The sequence below is a fragment of the Chitinophaga niabensis genome (assembly GCF_900129465.1).
In the GTDB taxonomy this organism is placed as follows: domain Bacteria; phylum Bacteroidota; class Bacteroidia; order Chitinophagales; family Chitinophagaceae; genus Chitinophaga; species Chitinophaga niabensis.
Map to the genome: position 1 here is coordinate 695974 of NZ_FSRA01000001.1, position 16191 is coordinate 712164.

Here is a 16191-nt window from a genome sequence, read left to right on the forward strand (position 1 = left end):
AAGCTAGCATGCAATTCAAAGATCCACTTTTCAATATTTCGCAAATAGTAAACAGATATTGATAATTAAATGTGCTACTGACAATTTAAATAATTGTCTGGATTTTTTAGAATTTAATCCGGATATTTAAGGATTAACCACGCAAACACTTAAACAAGGATCATCATGTTTAAAAAACTCACTACAATTATGACTATCATTACCGGCAGTCTGATTGTTACCTCAGCCTGTAACAACCAGTCCTCAGAGCAAAAGACCAGTGCAGATTCCACCGTTGTGCCCGCACCCGTACATTATGGCGACCTGGACGGCCAGGAAGTTTTGCAATATACCCTCACAAACGACAGTGGCATGGTGGTAAAAGTGCTGAATTACGGGGGTGTTATCACAGATATCCTTGTAAAAGATAAAAATGGGGAACTGGGTAATGTGGTACTTTCTTACGATTCCCTTGCAGGGTACGTGCAAAAAGGCAACCCTTATTTCGGTACCCTGGTGGGCCGTTATGCCAACCGCATCGCCAAAGCCACCTTTAAGATAGATAGTAATGAATATAAGCTGGCTGCCAATAATAACGGCAACAGCCTGCACGGTGGCCTGAAAGGTTTTGATAAAGTTATCTGGAAAGTAACGCCTTTACCCGGAGATAGCAGCCTCCTGCTGGAATATACCAGCGCAGACGGGGAAGAAGGTTACCCCGGTGCCCTGGATGCTAAAGTGATCTACACCCTCACGGCAGACAATGCCCTGAAACTGGAATACGTGGCCACCACCAGCAAACCAACACCAGTGAACCTCACACAGCATACTTACTTTAACTTATCTGCCGGCAAGGATTCCACTATCCTTGATCATGTGCTGCAACTCAATGCGCCCAGCTATACCCCTGTAAATGATGTGCTGATCCCAACAGGTAAAATAGAACCGGTAAAAGGCACGCCTATGGACTTCACCACCGCTACCCGTATTGGCGAGCATATTGCAGAAGTGAAAGGCGGATATGATCATAACTGGGTGTTTGATAAATCAGGTTTTGCCGTGGTCGGTACCCTGTATCATCCGGCCAGCGGAAGGCTGATGACCATCTCTACTTCAGAGCCGGGCATCCAGTTCTATACCGGTAACTTCCTGGATGGTACCCTGCAGCACACACGCAATGGTGCAAAATTCGGCAAGAACGCAGGGCTTTGCCTGGAAGCACAGCACTATCCTGATTCTCCGAACCAGCCGGCTTTCCCTAACGTGATCCTGAAACCAGGTGAGCGTTATACGCAAACTACGGTTTACCAGTTCGGGACGAAGTAACTATATAATAAACAGGGATCCCTGCTAATGCAATGATCAGGCCCGGCCAGGTAAAACCGGGTTTGTAAATGATCAGCAGGATACAGAAACTTAAGCCCATCACAATATAAATGATGGGTAGTACCGGGTAGCCGAATGCTTTATACGGGCGTTCGGCATCCGGTCTTTTTTTGCGCAGGATAAAGATGCCTGCAATAGTGAGCATATAGAACCCCACTACTACAAAAGAGATCATATCCAAAAGCTGGCCGTATTTGCCGCTGATGCTCCAGGCACAGGCAACAATACACTGGATCCACAAAGCAAACTCAGGAACAGCCGCCTGGTTAAGTTTCCCCGCCCTGCGGAAGAATAAACCATCATTGGCCATGGTGTAATATACCCTGGCGCCTGCCAGGATCAAACCATTGTTACAGCCAAAAGTAGAGATCATGATCATGGCTGCGATCAATACCGTACCCGCTTTTCCGAACATCACATGCGAAGCCGCCACAGCTACCCTGTCCTTCTCCGCAAAAGCAATCTCCTGTAAAGGCAGTACCGCGAGGTAAGTGATATTAGCCAGGATATACAGAAAGGTAACGATCAGTGTGCCCAGGAATAAGCTGAGGCCAATATTGCGCTGAGGGTTCTTTACTTCTCCTGCTATGAATGCGATGTTGTTCCAGGAATCGCTGCTGAAAATGGAACCTACCATAGCGGCAGCAATAGCACCCAATGCTGCGATGATGGTGTAAGGACCGGTAGTGGTGATGGAATGCAGGTGCCAGGGATCTTCCCAGTTGGCAGTCCATACCGCGGGTTTTAATAACACCAGGCCGCAAATGATCAGGGCGGCCAGGCTCAGTAATTTGATCAGGGTTAAAGAGGTTTGTACAAGTTTGCCGCTTTTGATCCCCCTGGTATTAATAAAGGTCAGCACAAAGATCACGGCGATGGATAATAACTGTGCCCTTGAAATGTTCTTCCACACAAGGATATCTTCGCTGAAATAGGGTATAATATAAGCCGTGAATTTAGCAAAGGCAACGCCTACTGCCGCAATGGTAGCGGTTTGCACCACCGTGAAGAAACTCCATCCATATACAAAACCCGTTAGCGGATTATAGGCTTCTTTCAGATATACATACTGGCCGCCCGCTTTGGGGAACATGGCACTCAATTCTCCATAGCTCAATGCCGCAGTGAGGGTCATAAATCCGGTGATAAGCCATACCAGTAAAAGCCAGCCGGAGCTTCCGGTGAGCCGGGTAATGTCTGCACTTACAATAAAGATACCGGAGCCGATCATGCTGCCTGCTACTACCATGGTAGCGTCTAAGAGGCTGAGGGAGGGTTTGAAGTTCATATGCAGTAAAGCTAACCAGTCAAAAGCGGGAAGACTTTGTAATTATTAACCGGTTATGCTCAGAATTGAAAGGCTAAAATCAGTACAGTTATGGTTAAAATGCGTAAATCAATTCCTGTAAAATGTGCCCACTTTACAGGAGATTAAAACAGTTATATGCTGAAGCGTATTATACTGCTGCTGATCTGGACCAATTCCCTCAGCGCACAACAGCTCCCTTACCACCCGGATGAGGAGGAAATGACAGGCCGGTATAAACATGCCCGCTTATTGGATAGCATCAGCCGGAACACTGTATTTAAAAGTACAGTGAGAGCAAACTGGTCTGTAGATGGCCGGAGTTTCTGGTATGCGAACACCTTAAAGGATTCTGTTAAGGAATATATTTTAGTAGATGCTGCCAGCGGGAAAAAACGCCCCGCATTTGATCATGCAAAACTGGCTGCAGCTTTGGAGCAGGACCCGCTGCGTTTGAATATCACGCGCATGGATATCGGTACTAAAACCGCCATGCTGGAAGCAAAGGGAAAATACTGGGAAGTTGATTTGAAAACCTACCAACTCATAAAGAAAGATAGCTTCCCTCAACGTGTGTATCCGGACAGGGTATTCCGCCGCAGCCGTTGGCAAAGTTTTTCCACGAGGGGGGAATCGCCGGATAAGAAATGGCATGCTTTCGTCAAAGAAGGGAATGTATTCATACGTAATAACGAAACAAAAGACACAATACAATACACTACCAATGGCACCAAAGAAAAACCATACGCAGAACTGGCCTGGTCCCCGGATAGTAAATATGTAGTAGGATATCTCACTAACCCTGCACTGGATACCCTGGTATATTATGTACTTACCAGCGTATCAGGTACTAAACGCGGGCAGCTACGTTCACAGAATTACAAACAACCCGGTGACCCTTTCACTACTTATGAGATGCATCTTTTCCCTGTAGATCAGTTAAAAAGCATCAGGGTCAATACCGAAATATTAGACTTTTTTGAAGCCCCCGTATTGCACTGGCGCAAGGATGATCCGCGGTATTTCAGCTACGAGAAAGTAGACCGTGGGCACCAACGTTTCAGGATCATTGAAGTGGATGCACAATCTGGTACCACACGCACATTGCTGGATGAAAAAGCCAAAACCTTTATCTACGAATCGCGCATCTTCACAGAATATATACCAGCTACTAGTGAAATTATATGGTCTTCTGAAAAGGATGGCTGGCGCCATTTGTATCTGGTAGATGGCCTTACCGGCAATATTAAGAATGCGATCACACAGGGCGAATGGGTGGTGCGTAACATTGATAGCGTGGATGAAAAGAAGAGAGAGATATGGTTCCGTGCCAGTGGTATGCACGCAGGTGAAGACCCTTATTTCATCCATTACTACCGCATTGGTTTTGATGGCAAAAACCTGGTGCAGATGACGCCGGAGAAAGGACAGCACCTGATCACACTTTCCAATGATAAGAAATATTATCTCGATACTTACTCACAGGTGAACATCCCGCCTGTTACGGAACTACGCCTTACCAGCAATGGCAAGAAAATAGCAGAGATAGAACGCGCAGATGCCACGGAGTTCTTCAAAACAGGCATACCACCGGTAGAGAGTTTTGTAGCGAAAGGAAGGGATGGCGTTACAGATATCTGGGGGATCATTTGCAGGCCTTCTACATTTGACCCCACTAAAAAATATCCCATCATTGAAAATATCTACGCCGGCCCGCATGATGCTTTTGTGCCCAAAACTTTCATGGGAACTTTCGGGGAAATGCAAAGCATGGCAGAGCTGGGTTTCATAGTGGTGCAGATAGATGGTATGGGCACAGCCAACCGTTCAAAAGCCTTTCATGATGTTTGCTGGAAGAACATTGCAGACGCCGGTTTCCCTGACAGGATCCTATGGATGAAAGCCCTGGGCACAAAATACCCTTATGCAGACACCAGCCGCGTAGGTCTCTATGGAACTTCCGCAGGTGGCCAGAACGCTTTGGCAGCTTTGCTGTTCCATCCTGAATTTTACAAAGCTGCCGTTTCTTCCTGCGGTTGCCACGACAACCGGGTGGATAAGCAATGGTGGAATGAGCAGTGGATGGGCTACCCTGTTGGTAAACATTACGATGAGCAGAGTAATATCACCAACGTGGATAAATTACAGGGTAAATTACTGCTGATCGTAGGAGAAGCAGATACCAATGTACCCCCGGAGTCTACCTACCGTGTAGCGGATGCACTGATCAAATGTAACAAGGGGTTTGAGTTCTTACCGATCCCGGGAATGGGCCATAGTGACGGAGGGCCGTATGGCAGGTTGCGTAAGCGTAATTTCTTTGTGCGGCACCTGTTGGGAGTGGAAACGCCCCTGGTAATAAAGTAAAGGGAGATTTGTTAATGAGTGTTAAAACATTGATGCATGAATCGGGATCTGCACGTACATTTACGGCATGTATAAACGTACCTGGTGGATCATATTGCCTACTGTGCTTACTGTGCTGGCATTCCAGACGTACTGGCTGGTGGCTACGTACAGGGATCAGCGCAGGACTTTCTATAACCAGGCGAAGGATGCATTGCAGTATACATATGACCAGGCTTTTATGGAAAGCCTGGTAACTGTGCAGATGAAACAGTTGCATTCCTCCCCCAAAGCTATAGACAGTGCCATCAGAGATATAATGGAGGAAAACGAGATCTCCTTCAGCAGCACTATCATAGCCTCTGATACAATGCGTGGGTCCACTTTGAAGAATGCCCGTACGACTACAATGTCCCGCGAGGATCTGCAGCCATTTCTTTCCAGCATATTGTCCAACATGCCGGGGTTGCGCCCGGATAGTCAGAAAGTATTAAAGACCTACATAAAAGAATTAGCTGCACGGGGTATTGGAGTAGGCGTTGAGTTGTCCTATGCAAAAAACACGGATACTACCGGTAATCACATTAGCATACCCTTGTCTATATCGGAGCCGGATAATAAGCTCCATGCCCGTTTCTCAGGTGTGGGAAACTACCTGATGAAGAAGATGAGCGGGCCGGTGATCATCTCCCTTATCTTATTGCTGATCGTTGCAGGCTGTATATGGGTATTGTGGCGTATCATTATGCGGCAAAAAGCACTGGAAGCCATGCGCAGCGATTTCATCAGTAATATTACACATGAACTGAAAACACCGGTGGCTATCCTGAGTACCATCAATGAATCGCTGCTTACCTATAACGGGATGGATGATAAGAACAAAACGGAAAGATACCTGCGCCTGTCTAAAGACGAACTGAATAAATTACAGGGGCATATAGAAGAGATCCTAACCCTGTCTAAAATGGAGAACGGCATCGCGCTGGCTGAAAGTAATGAAGTGTTGTTGCCGGAGGTGCTCAATATGGTGCAGCAGCGTTATATTCACCTGCCCGGCGTTTATATCACTACCGTGATGGAAGTAACGGAAACGATAGTGCAAACGCACCGGGAATCATTGTTTACCATCCTCAACAACCTGGTGGATAATTCCATTAAATATGCAGACAAGCCGGAAAAACGGATAGAACTGCGCGTAAAGCAACAGGATACCAGTTATCTTTTCAGCGTAACAGATAATGGCATTGGCATCAGTAAAGAACACCTTCCTTTTATCTTCGATAAATTTTACCGTGTGCCGCAAGGCGACCTGCACAACGTTAAGGGTTATGGCCTTGGGCTTAGTTATGTGAAGGAATTGGTGAGCAGGCTGGGTGGCAGTATCAAAGTATCCAGCACTCCCGGCAGCGGTAGTTTGTTCACCTTTAAAATACCCGGAGCATGAGTAAGGTGAAGTTGTTATTAGTAGAAGATGAGCAGGTACTGGCCAGCGTGATCAAAGAAACGCTGGAATTAAACGGGTTTGAAGTATGCTGCGCCGCCAATGGCAAAGAGGGCTGGGAAATGTTCCGTTCCTTTTCCCCGGAGGTTTGCGTAGTAGATGTGATGATGCCCAAAAAGGATGGCATCACCCTGGTGGAAGAGATCAGGATGACAGATGACGAAATTCCCATTGTATTCCTCACCGCGAAAACAACTACTGCTGACGTAATCCGCGGGCTTAGCGTAGGTGCGGATGATTATATTAAAAAGCCCTTTAGCATTGAAGAATTACTGCTTCGTGTACAGGGGCTCCTGCGGCGTTCAAAAGTAAATGCAAAGAAAGCTGCCGGTAATGGTGTTTACCAGATAGGTGCTTATGTATTCGACAGCCATCGCCAGGAGTTAAATTTCAAAGGAGAAGTGCGGCGCCTCTCTCAACGGGAAACGGATATCTTAAAGATCCTGGCAGATCACCTGAATGAAATAACTCCCCGGAAGGCCATGTTGCTCAATGTATGGGGCGATGATGGTTTCTTTAATGCCCGCAACATGGACGTTTACATCACCCGCATCCGCAAATACCTGCAGCAGGATGCTTCCATACAGATCATCAATGTTCGCAGCGTAGGTTTTAAACTTATCGCGTAGCAAAGTTTTAACATTCATTAACACTACATACATACCCGTTAACCCATTCCGCAGGTCCGCTGAAATAGCTTTGCGGTATGAAACAGTTATACTTTTCTTCTTTATTGTTGCTGCTTTCAATATCGCTGCAGGCACAGGTGGTGGCAGACAGTACTTCCCGTAAACCATTAGCCGGGGCTTCCGTTCTGGTCACCGGTGCAAAGGATACCTCCATCATTACAGGTAACGATGGCCGTTTTAGCATAACAGGTTTTCCCCGGGGAGATTATGGCATTACACTTTCCTACCTGGGTTACCCCACCCATCGCACCCGTTTTAATATACCGGGAGCATTACCGGATACATTGTTCCTTTCCGCAAGAGGAAGAGATCTGAAAGAAGTGGTGGTGATCAATGATGCCCCCGCTATCAGCATGAAAGGAGATACTATTGAATACAATGCAGATAAGTTCAAAACAAAGGACAATGCGGTAGTAGAAGACCTGCTGCAAAAACTCCCGGGTATCCGGGTAGATCGTGATGGCAGCATCAGGGCACAGGGCCAGGCGGTACAGCAGGTATTGGTGGATGGCAAGGAGTTCTTTGGCAATGATCCCACAGTGGCCACTAAGAACCTCCCTGCAGACCTGATCTCAAAAGTACAGGTGCTGGATAAGCAAAGCGAAATGGCTGAATTTACCGGCATCGCAGATGGGAACAAAAAGAAAGTGATCAACCTTGTTACAAAGAAAGACCGTAAAAGAGGCTTGTTCGGAAATGTAAGCGGAAGCCTGGGTGATCACGATCGTTATGAAGCAGGCGCCAATGTCAACAGCTTCAGCGGCGAACGCCAGCTTTCCCTGCTGGCTAAGACAAACAATGTGAACCGGTCTGGCTTTACCGGGGGAGAATTGTTACAGATGATGATGAAAGACCCCGGAATGGCAGATAACCTGCCTCCCTTCGTATATGCAGAACTGATGAAAATGAAAGGTGTTAAGATAGATGTAAGCGGAGGAGACATATCCAGCCTTTTAAGACCTGTCGGTTATACGGATGTCCGCTACGGAGGGATCAATTTCAATAACGACTGGGATAAGCTGAAATGGCGGAGCAGTTATTTTCACAACGGCTCAGATAGCAGGAACACCTTTGCCCGCGACCGCCAGAACTTCCTGGCAGATACTTCTTATGTATACCAGCAGGAGGGTACAACCCGCAACAGGAACGATGAACACCGGCTGGAGATGTCTGCGGAGTATAAGCTGAACGATAGGAATACCATCAAGGTAAGCCCGAAACTAAACAGGGGCACTTATGCAAACAATCAGCAGGAGCAATACCGTTCCTTCTCAACAGACAGGAAAACGCTGCTAAATGAAGGCACACAAGCCACCAGTTCCGCAAGTACCAATGATCATGCAGGTGTAAATATCCTTTTGATGCACAGGTTTGCCAGGAAAGGGCGCACCATGGCAGTATCCTTTTCACCTGGCTATTACAGGAACAGGTTTTCATCGCTGAACCATACCCGTAGCCGTTATTACAATGTGCCAGGCACAGAAGGACTGGACCAGGAAACAAACAGTACATCCACCAGCGGTACCTTTTCAGGAAGTATCAATTACACAGAACCACTTAGTAAAACACTCAGCCTGCAACTTACGGAAGAGGCCTATTACAACGGATCTGCTACAGACAAGATCGTAAAAGACATCAATACAAAAGCAATAGACGAGCGGTTCAGTGATAATTACAGCACAGCATCATTCAGGAACAGGGCAGATGTTCTTTTATCTGCCCGGTATAAAAAACTGGAATTCTCGGCAGGTACTGCATTTGAACAGCATAAACTGGATGGGCTTTCCAGCAGAAAAGGATATGAAGTGGAAAAGGATTTTACTGCCTTACTGCCGCATCTCTATTTGCAATACCGCTTTTCAAACCTCCGCAAACTGGAACTGAACTACAACACCTCTGCCAGTATGCCGGGCATGGAGCAATTGCAGCCGCTGGAAGATAATTCCGTAGCCATGGTTACCCGCAAAGGAAACCCTGATCTGCAACAATCATCAGATCACCGTATATCTCTTTCTTTCACCAATAACAGCAAAGACCAGCAACGTTCCCAATACCTCCGTATGCAGTATAACCTCGGAAGGCAGAAGATTGTAGACCAGGTGATGCTGGATGCCAGTACCGGAAGACAATTGATTGCTCCCATCAATGTAAACGGAAATTATGATGCCGGTATGGATGCTGGTTTTTCTTTCCCGGCGGGGCAAAGCGGTTCTTATATCAATTTCGGGGCAGGTGTTTTTTATACAAAAAATACAGGGTATACCAATGGACTGCCTAATTACGCTACCAGCTGGGTATTCAGGCCGGAAGCCGGTTACTCCGCTTACTTCGGCAAAAATATCAGCCTGCAGGTGAAAGGGAATGCCAGTTATAACAACCGCCGTTTTGATCAGCGCAAAGAACAATCCTGGTCCTTCAATTATAATATCAGCCCCATGTTTACCCTGCCTGCCCGCATGGTGCTGGAACTGGAATGGGATGGTTATGCCAATACCGGCCTGGCTGCAGGTTACAATATCAGCGTGTACCTGTTGCATATATCCTTAACAAAGCAATTGGGAAAGAACTTCTCCCTGAGGCTGGATGGCCGCGATCTCCTGAACCAGAATAAGAGCATTCAGCGTACTTCCGGTAATGGCTACCTGGAAGATGTACGTAACAATATGCTGGGCCGTTATGGCATGCTCGGCATCATTTATAAACTGAAATTTTTTCCAAAACCAAAAGCATAACATGAAACATTTATCAGCAACCGTAATTTTTATTATGTTCTGTTTGCCGTTGATGGCACAGGATAACACACAGGGTAAGATCAATTATAAGATCCGTGTAAACGTGCATGCCAGTCTCAAGCCGGATCAGCTGCAGTACAAAGATGTTATCCCTGAATTTATAGACCAGGAAGCTGTTTTCCTTTTCAAAGGCCGGCACGGGCTGGTAAAAAGCAGTGAAGGAGGAATGGAAGAGAAAGAAGGAGATGTAAGTGTTCAGGTAAAGATGGGCAACGAGAACGGCGTCACTTATGTAGATATGGATACAAAACAAAACCTTCAACTGGTGAAAGTAGGGGATAAGGAATACCTGTTTTCCGGGAAAGGTGATAATGGTGGTGAAAATAATGTGAAGCTTGATATTAAAGGAAAGGAAATAGAAACAGGAGAAACCCGGAAGATCCTGGGCTACGATTGTAAAAAGGTGATCGCCGGATCGGGTAAGGATAAGGTTGTTTACTGGTACACCACCACACTTCCCATCCTGGGAGGAGCATTGGGCTTCATGAGTGGAAAAGGCCTGGTACTGGAAATGGAGAGCCCGGTCTTTTCATTCAAAGCAACATCCGTACAATTTCAGCAGGTGGCTGATGCAGATGTACTGCCACCCAAAGGTTTGAAAACAATAAGCGACATGAAAGATGCAAAATAAACAACCAGGGTGGTCTTTAAAAGAGATCGCCCTTTTTATTACAACAGCAACGGCTACATATTACCAAAAATAATCCCTACCTTACTTTTCAGAAAGCTGCCATTCAGGAATGCCGCATAACGTTATACCAAGCCCGGCTGACCACACAGTATGGGAAAAGTTCAAACATGGAGATCGGGAGGCTTTTGCACTATTGTACCGCACGCATATTCATATGCTTATTGCCTATGGGATGCGGATTGCCAGTGAACAAAATGTGGTGAAGGATGCTATCCAGGATCTGTTCATGGAATTATGGCGCTCGAAAGAGCAGCTCCAACCCCCGCGTTCTATAGAAGCATACCTGCTCAAAGCGCTCCGTTATAAGCTCATGCGTAACGCTAAAGTACAACAACGTTACCAGGCAGAGGTCCCTGATGAGGCGGACCCCCTTAATATAGAATCCAGCATTTTACTCCGGGAAACAGAAAACCTGCAGAAAGAGCAGATCCAAAGGGCTATTGCCCAATTACCCCAGCGCCAGCAGGAAGTGATCAACCTCCGTTTTTTCCAGGGATGCAGTACGGAAGATGTGGCCGGCATCATGGGGCTTAATTACCAATCCGCCACCAACCTGCTTCACAGGGCTGTTTTACACCTCCGGAAATTCCTGGGCTCAGGGCTTCTCCTTTTTTTCTTAAAAATAATCTGATCCCACTGAGTATCCGGGACAGGTATCGTACACTACTTATTAAAGCGCTTAATCTCTTTGTATGTCGTATTCACAACAGGAACTGGAAGCATTGCTGCAGAACGATGAATTTATCAGCTGGGTGTTAAGCACCCGGCCGGAGGAAAATGTTCAATGGCAGAACTGGGTGCAGCAGCATCCGGACAGGGAAGCGATGGTGAAAATGATCCGAAGTATACGGGAAGCAGAAAAAGAAGCTGCAAACAGCCATGATCTGGCAGACCAGATCTGGCACGATCTGCAAAGCCAGCTGGAAACACCGGTGCGCCAAATGAACTGGCGCCGGTATATTGCTGTGGCTGCTGTGATAACACTGTTAGCTGCAGGAGCCTGGTGGTTTACAGGAATGGAAAAAACAGAAAAGAAGGGACTGCTGCTGCAGAAGGCGAGCAAACATGAGCTGATAGCTAAAAACACTGGCTCCAGCCTGCAGACACTCTACCTGCTGGATGGTACACGCATTACCTTAAGCCCTAAAAGCACTTTACACTATTCCCGCCTCATGTCTGGCAATAAAAGAGAAGTATCCCTGGAAGGAGAAGCCTTTTTTGAAGTGGCCCGCGATGCTAACCGCCCCTTTTACGTATATAGTGGTAACATCATTACCAAAGTACTCGGCACCAGCTTCCGCGTGAAAGGAGATGAACAGATAGTAGTAGCCGTAAGATCAGGAAAAGTAGCCGTTTCCCGCAAAGAAAGTACAACAGAGCAGTTTATCCTGTTGCCCAATGAGCAGGTTATTTTTAATACCAGGCAGAACACTTTGCAGAAACTGAATGTTACTGATGTAGCCATATTGGCCAACCCCGTACCGGCACCTGCCGTATTAAACTATGATGAAGCACCTGTGGGAGATGTACTGGATAGTTTAGCAAAGATGTATGCGGTAGATATACAATACAATCATTCCCTGTTTGCGAAATGCAGGGTAACAGTAGCGCTGGACCAGGAATCTTTATATGAGAAACTGACAGTATTGTGTAAAGTAGTGGGCGCTAATTATGAAATAATAGATGAAGCTATAAATATAACAGGACAGGGATGTAACTAATACTATTCCGTTCTGCGAAGAACAGTGAACAATTTAATGTCAACCAAAATAATATGCGTATGAATACCTTCCCATTCACTATGCGGGTAGCGCTATTGAAGTTATTTTTATTCGTAACCCTTGCCGGCCCTCTCTTTGCTGCACCAGGGATACTGGATAAAAAGATCACGCTCAATATCTCCAACAAAGGCCTCAAAAATGTGTTGGCTAAAATTGAGGAAGCTGCTGCCGTTAAATTCGCTTATACTTCCCAGACCATTCCGCTGAACACTATTGTGAGTGTAGACGCACAGAACGAACGGCTTGGCGATGTGCTTACAGAATTATTATCTCCCTACAAAGTAACGTATGAGGTGGTAGGCAACCAGATCATCATTTCAAAGAATGGTGTAAAGATGGTATTGGCCGGAGATGCTTTTGCCCCCGCAGCCTTTAAAAAGGTAACGGGTGTAGTGAAAACGGCAGACGGATCTACGGTACCTGGAGTTAGCGTAGCTGTAAAGGGTTTGGCAAGAGGGGCCATCACGGATGCCAACGGTGCTTTTTCCATTGAAGCCAATGAAGGAGCTGTGCTGGTGTTCACCGCTATTGGTTTTGAAACCCAGGAGCAGGTAGTAGGTACTGCCGCTTCTTATGATATTGTATTGCTGGAATCTAAAAAAGAACTGGCAGAAGTAGTAGTAACAGCATTGGGTGTGAAGAAGGAAAAGCGGGCGCTGGGTTTTTCCGTAACGGAGGTAAAGGGTACAGAACTTGCTGCCACCAATGAAGTGAACCCCATCAACGCATTACAGGGTAAAGTAGCCGGGATCAATATCGATCAGGGTTCCGGCGGTTTGTTCGGTAACTCGCGGATCCTGATCCGTGGTAACTCTACACTGAGCACCAATAACCAACCCATCTTTGTGATCGATGGCGTGTTCATGGATAACGATGCATTTAACGGGCAGGGCAGGGACTTTGGGAACGACCTGAAGAACCTCAACATGGAAGACTTTGAAAGTGTATCTATCCTGAAGGGTTCTGCGGCTGCTGCCTTGTATGGCTCCCGGGCTATCAACGGAGTAGTGCTGATCACCACTAAAAAAGGAAGGGTAAAGAAAGGCTGGGGAGTATCTGTATCCCAATCCATCAATGTACAGGACCCCTACCGTGGCCCGGATTTTCAAAATGAATTCGGCGGCGGTTCCGTAGGTAACTTCTTTACGGATACCCGCGATCCCGGTTATAAAGCCAACGAAGCATGGCAAACCAAAGTATTTCCCACCAACTCCGCAGGTCAGCCTTATCTCGATCCGCAAAAGAACAGGGAATTGGAAAACTGGGGGCCGCGTTTTGCTGGCCAGCAGGTATTGAACTACGATGGTACTATGACGGAGTATAAAGCAGCCCCCAATAATTACCTGGATGCTTTTCAGACCGGTCTTGGATTCCTCACCAGCGTATCAGTGGACGGTGCTACAGATAAATCGTCTTTCCGTTTATCATATTCCCGTAACCAGGCAGAAGGCATCAACTTTCGTAATAAACTGAATAAAAACGCCTTCTCACTGAGAGCCACACATAACCTTACCAGCTTCCTTACTTTTGATGCAGGCGCAGATTATACCAGCATCAAAGGAGAGAATCCCCCGCAGCTGGGCCTGAATAATTTTATCTGGATCTTCCCGCGCAACTATGATACAAAGTATTGGAAGCAACGCAGTAAATATACCAGCTCATTAGGTGGTGTGCCTAAAGTAACAGACCCCGCAGAAACCAATGTAGTGCCCGGTGCCGATTACTGGTTCAGGATCTTCGAAAACAGCTATATACAGGAAGAGCAAATGTTCCGCGGCCGCCTCACGATCACCGCTACACTTACAGACTGGCTGAAACTGCAATTGGAAGGTAACCTGAGCACCCTGTCCATACGGAACGAAGCAAAAGAGCTTGGGCAGGGATATAATTTTACCGGCTCCGATAATACCTCCGGCGGATTCTATAGCCTGGAGCATTCCAACAAACGGAGCTATTTCCTGAAATGGATGGCGCTGGTAAGTAAACAGCTTACCAAAGACCTTTCCCTGAATGGGTACGTAGGTGGTGAACAACAACGTTATACACCAACTTATAGTAAGTCGCAAACAGATGGCGGACTGCTGTTCCCCAATAATTACTTTGTAGAGAACTCCCAGAAAGCGCCCATTGCTACAGGTGGTTACAGGCCAAGAAAAACCCTGAATTCCCTTTATGCAAGTGCTGACCTCGCATATAAAGATCAGTTGTTCATGCAGGCTACATGGCGTGGAGACTGGTCTTCCGCACTGACTTATACCAATAGCCAGGGTAATAACTTCTTTAATTATCCCGCAGTAAGTTTGTCGTGGATCTTTACAGAAACATTCAAGTTACCTAAGTTTATTTCTTTTGGTAAGCTGAGAACAAATCTTGCTTCACTGGGTGGAGACCTGGATGCCTTTATTATCAATCCTGGCTTCAGGTTGAGAGGTACCACCACAGCGGGTGGAGGTAGTCTCCCTTTGCTCACTTACCTGATGGATGAAAATGGCCAGTCCTTTGTGGTAGACAAAGACATCAAACCGCTTCGCAAGATCGCAAAGGAAGTAGGGCTTGATCTGCGTTTCCTGAACGACCGTATCGGCATTGACGCAACTATATACAGGGATAATACTTATAACCAGCCTATCAGGATCGCTGCCGCACCGGAAACAGGTGTAAATAACCTGCTCATCAACGCTGGCAATATCCAGAACTCAGGTATAGAAATTGCGCTGAATGGTACACCTGTAAAATCAAAGAACTTTGAATGGAACACTACACTCACTTACTCCCGCAACCGCAATAAAATAATCGAACTCTACGGAGATCGTGAATATTTTCCTTTAGATGGTGAAGGTTTAAGTTCCAATGACCAGATACCTTATGCCAAAGTAGGGGGTGCATATGGTGTGATCAGAACACGCATCCATTCCAAAGCTTTCCAGGCGGTGGATGGAAGCGGCAAACCCATTGATCACCCCAATAATGGAAAAGTAGTGCTGGACTGGCGTTCTGATGCAAGGGCAGCCTTCCCGAAAAGAAGTAATGTGCTGATGGATGTGGGGGATATCAATCCTGATTTCCGTGGCAGCCTGGATAATACTTTCCGCTTTAAGAGCTTCTCCGTGAATGTATTGCTGGATGCAAAGATAGGGGGAGACATGGTGATGCATTCTATGCGTTACGGTACACATACAGGGATCTTCAAAAGCTCTCTTTTCGGAAGGGATAAAGATCATGGTGGTATTTCCTGGTCCAGCAAATATGCGGATGATCTGAACATTTCTTATGATGATGGTATCATTCCCGATGGTGTATTTGATAACGGGCAAACCATCACTCAACCGGATGGTTCTTCCGTAAACGTAGGTGGTATGACCTTCAGGGAAGCATACGAAAAAGGATTTGTGCCACCTACCCACCTGCCGCAGTTTGCCTATCGTTACGGCTCTTTCTCTACGGCCGTAGGAGATTACTGGGTAGTGGAAAATTCCTGGATCTCTGTACGCCAGATTGCCCTGAACTATTCCCTGCCTCAGAATATTGCAGCAAAGCTGCATCTGAACAACCTGGGTATAAGCATCATCGGCCGTGATCTGTTCTACCTCTACAATACCCTGCCGAATAATTTCAACCCGGCTTCCAATAATTCTAACAGAACGAGTGTGAATAAAGAAGAAGGCTTTGTGCCACCCATGACACGTTCATTCGCATTTACGATACGTGCAGGATTCTAAA

Annotated in this window: 10 protein-coding genes; 9 read left to right on the plus strand and 1 reads right to left on the minus strand. The window is 46.5% G+C overall.

The features are described from left to right. Window positions 1-165 precede the first annotated feature (165 nt). Window positions 166-1305, plus strand: a complete 1140-nt coding sequence (locus BUR42_RS02725) for an aldose epimerase family protein (RefSeq protein WP_074237662.1) — start codon at window positions 166-168, stop codon at window positions 1303-1305. Here the strand turns inward: BUR42_RS02725 and BUR42_RS02730 are convergent. Continuing rightward, on the minus strand, window positions 1277-2653 hold the full coding sequence (locus BUR42_RS02730) for an APC family permease (protein ID WP_074237663.1): 1377 nt from the start codon (window positions 2651-2653) through the stop codon (window positions 1277-1279). The genes BUR42_RS02725 and BUR42_RS02730 overlap by 29 nt on opposite strands. Before the next feature lie 156 nt (window positions 2654-2809). Between BUR42_RS02730 and BUR42_RS02735 the strand changes: the two genes are divergently transcribed. From BUR42_RS02735 to BUR42_RS02770, 8 genes are all read left to right on the plus strand, one after another. Beyond that, on the plus strand, window positions 2810-5038 hold the full coding sequence (locus BUR42_RS02735; RefSeq protein WP_074237664.1) for a S9 family peptidase: 2229 nt from the start codon (window positions 2810-2812) through the stop codon (window positions 5036-5038). Between the two features lie 67 nt (window positions 5039-5105). After that, window positions 5106-6461: a sensor histidine kinase gene (locus tag BUR42_RS02740; protein WP_074237665.1), complete on the plus strand. Its 1356-nt coding sequence runs from the start codon at window positions 5106-5108 to the stop codon at window positions 6459-6461. After that, window positions 6458-7147 (plus strand): response regulator transcription factor, encoded by a 690-nt coding sequence (locus tag BUR42_RS02745; protein WP_074237667.1) that lies wholly within the window; start codon window positions 6458-6460, stop codon window positions 7145-7147. The genes BUR42_RS02740 and BUR42_RS02745 overlap by 4 nt, the downstream gene beginning before the upstream one ends. Before the next feature lie 77 nt (window positions 7148-7224). Then, window positions 7225-9939, plus strand: a complete 2715-nt coding sequence (locus BUR42_RS02750) for an outer membrane beta-barrel protein (protein WP_074237668.1) — start codon at window positions 7225-7227, stop codon at window positions 9937-9939. 1 nt (window position 9940) lies between these two features. Next, window positions 9941-10630, plus strand: coding sequence for a GLPGLI family protein (locus BUR42_RS02755; RefSeq protein WP_074237670.1), 690 nt, complete (start codon window positions 9941-9943; stop codon window positions 10628-10630). Window positions 10631-10739: 109 nt separating this feature from the next. After that, window positions 10740-11321, plus strand: coding sequence for an RNA polymerase sigma factor (locus BUR42_RS02760; protein ID WP_074237671.1), 582 nt, complete (start codon window positions 10740-10742; stop codon window positions 11319-11321). A gap of 61 nt (window positions 11322-11382) precedes the next feature. Beyond that, on the plus strand, window positions 11383-12411 hold the full coding sequence (locus BUR42_RS02765) for a FecR family protein (RefSeq protein WP_074237672.1): 1029 nt from the start codon (window positions 11383-11385) through the stop codon (window positions 12409-12411). A 59-nt stretch (window positions 12412-12470) separates the two neighbouring features. Continuing rightward, complete coding sequence (locus BUR42_RS02770; RefSeq protein WP_200798205.1) at window positions 12471-16190, plus strand: SusC/RagA family TonB-linked outer membrane protein; 3720 nt, start codon at window positions 12471-12473, stop codon at window positions 16188-16190. The last annotated feature ends 1 nt before the right edge of the window (window position 16191 follow it).

Excerpts from the sequence above, each read along its gene's own strand:
- BUR42_RS02735 (WP_074237664.1), top strand. The coding sequence starts at position 2,810 with ATGCTGAAGCGTATTATACTGCTGCTGATCTGGACCAATTCCCTCAGC.
- BUR42_RS02730 (WP_074237663.1), bottom strand. The coding sequence starts at position 2,653 with ATGAACTTCAAACCCTCCCTCAGCCTCTTAGACGCTACCATGGTAGTA.
- BUR42_RS02760 (WP_074237671.1), top strand. The coding sequence starts at position 10,740 with ATGCCGCATAACGTTATACCAAGCCCGGCTGACCACACAGTATGGGAA.
- BUR42_RS02765 (WP_074237672.1), top strand. The coding sequence starts at position 11,383 with ATGTCGTATTCACAACAGGAACTGGAAGCATTGCTGCAGAACGATGAA.
- BUR42_RS02745 (WP_074237667.1), top strand. The coding sequence starts at position 6,458 with ATGAGTAAGGTGAAGTTGTTATTAGTAGAAGATGAGCAGGTACTGGCC.
- BUR42_RS02725 (WP_074237662.1), top strand. The coding sequence starts at position 166 with ATGTTTAAAAAACTCACTACAATTATGACTATCATTACCGGCAGTCTG.
- BUR42_RS02755 (WP_074237670.1), top strand. The coding sequence starts at position 9,941 with ATGAAACATTTATCAGCAACCGTAATTTTTATTATGTTCTGTTTGCCG.
- BUR42_RS02740 (WP_074237665.1), top strand. The coding sequence starts at position 5,106 with ATGTATAAACGTACCTGGTGGATCATATTGCCTACTGTGCTTACTGTG.
- BUR42_RS02770 (WP_200798205.1), top strand. The coding sequence starts at position 12,471 with ATGAATACCTTCCCATTCACTATGCGGGTAGCGCTATTGAAGTTATTT.
- BUR42_RS02750 (WP_074237668.1), top strand. The coding sequence starts at position 7,225 with ATGAAACAGTTATACTTTTCTTCTTTATTGTTGCTGCTTTCAATATCG.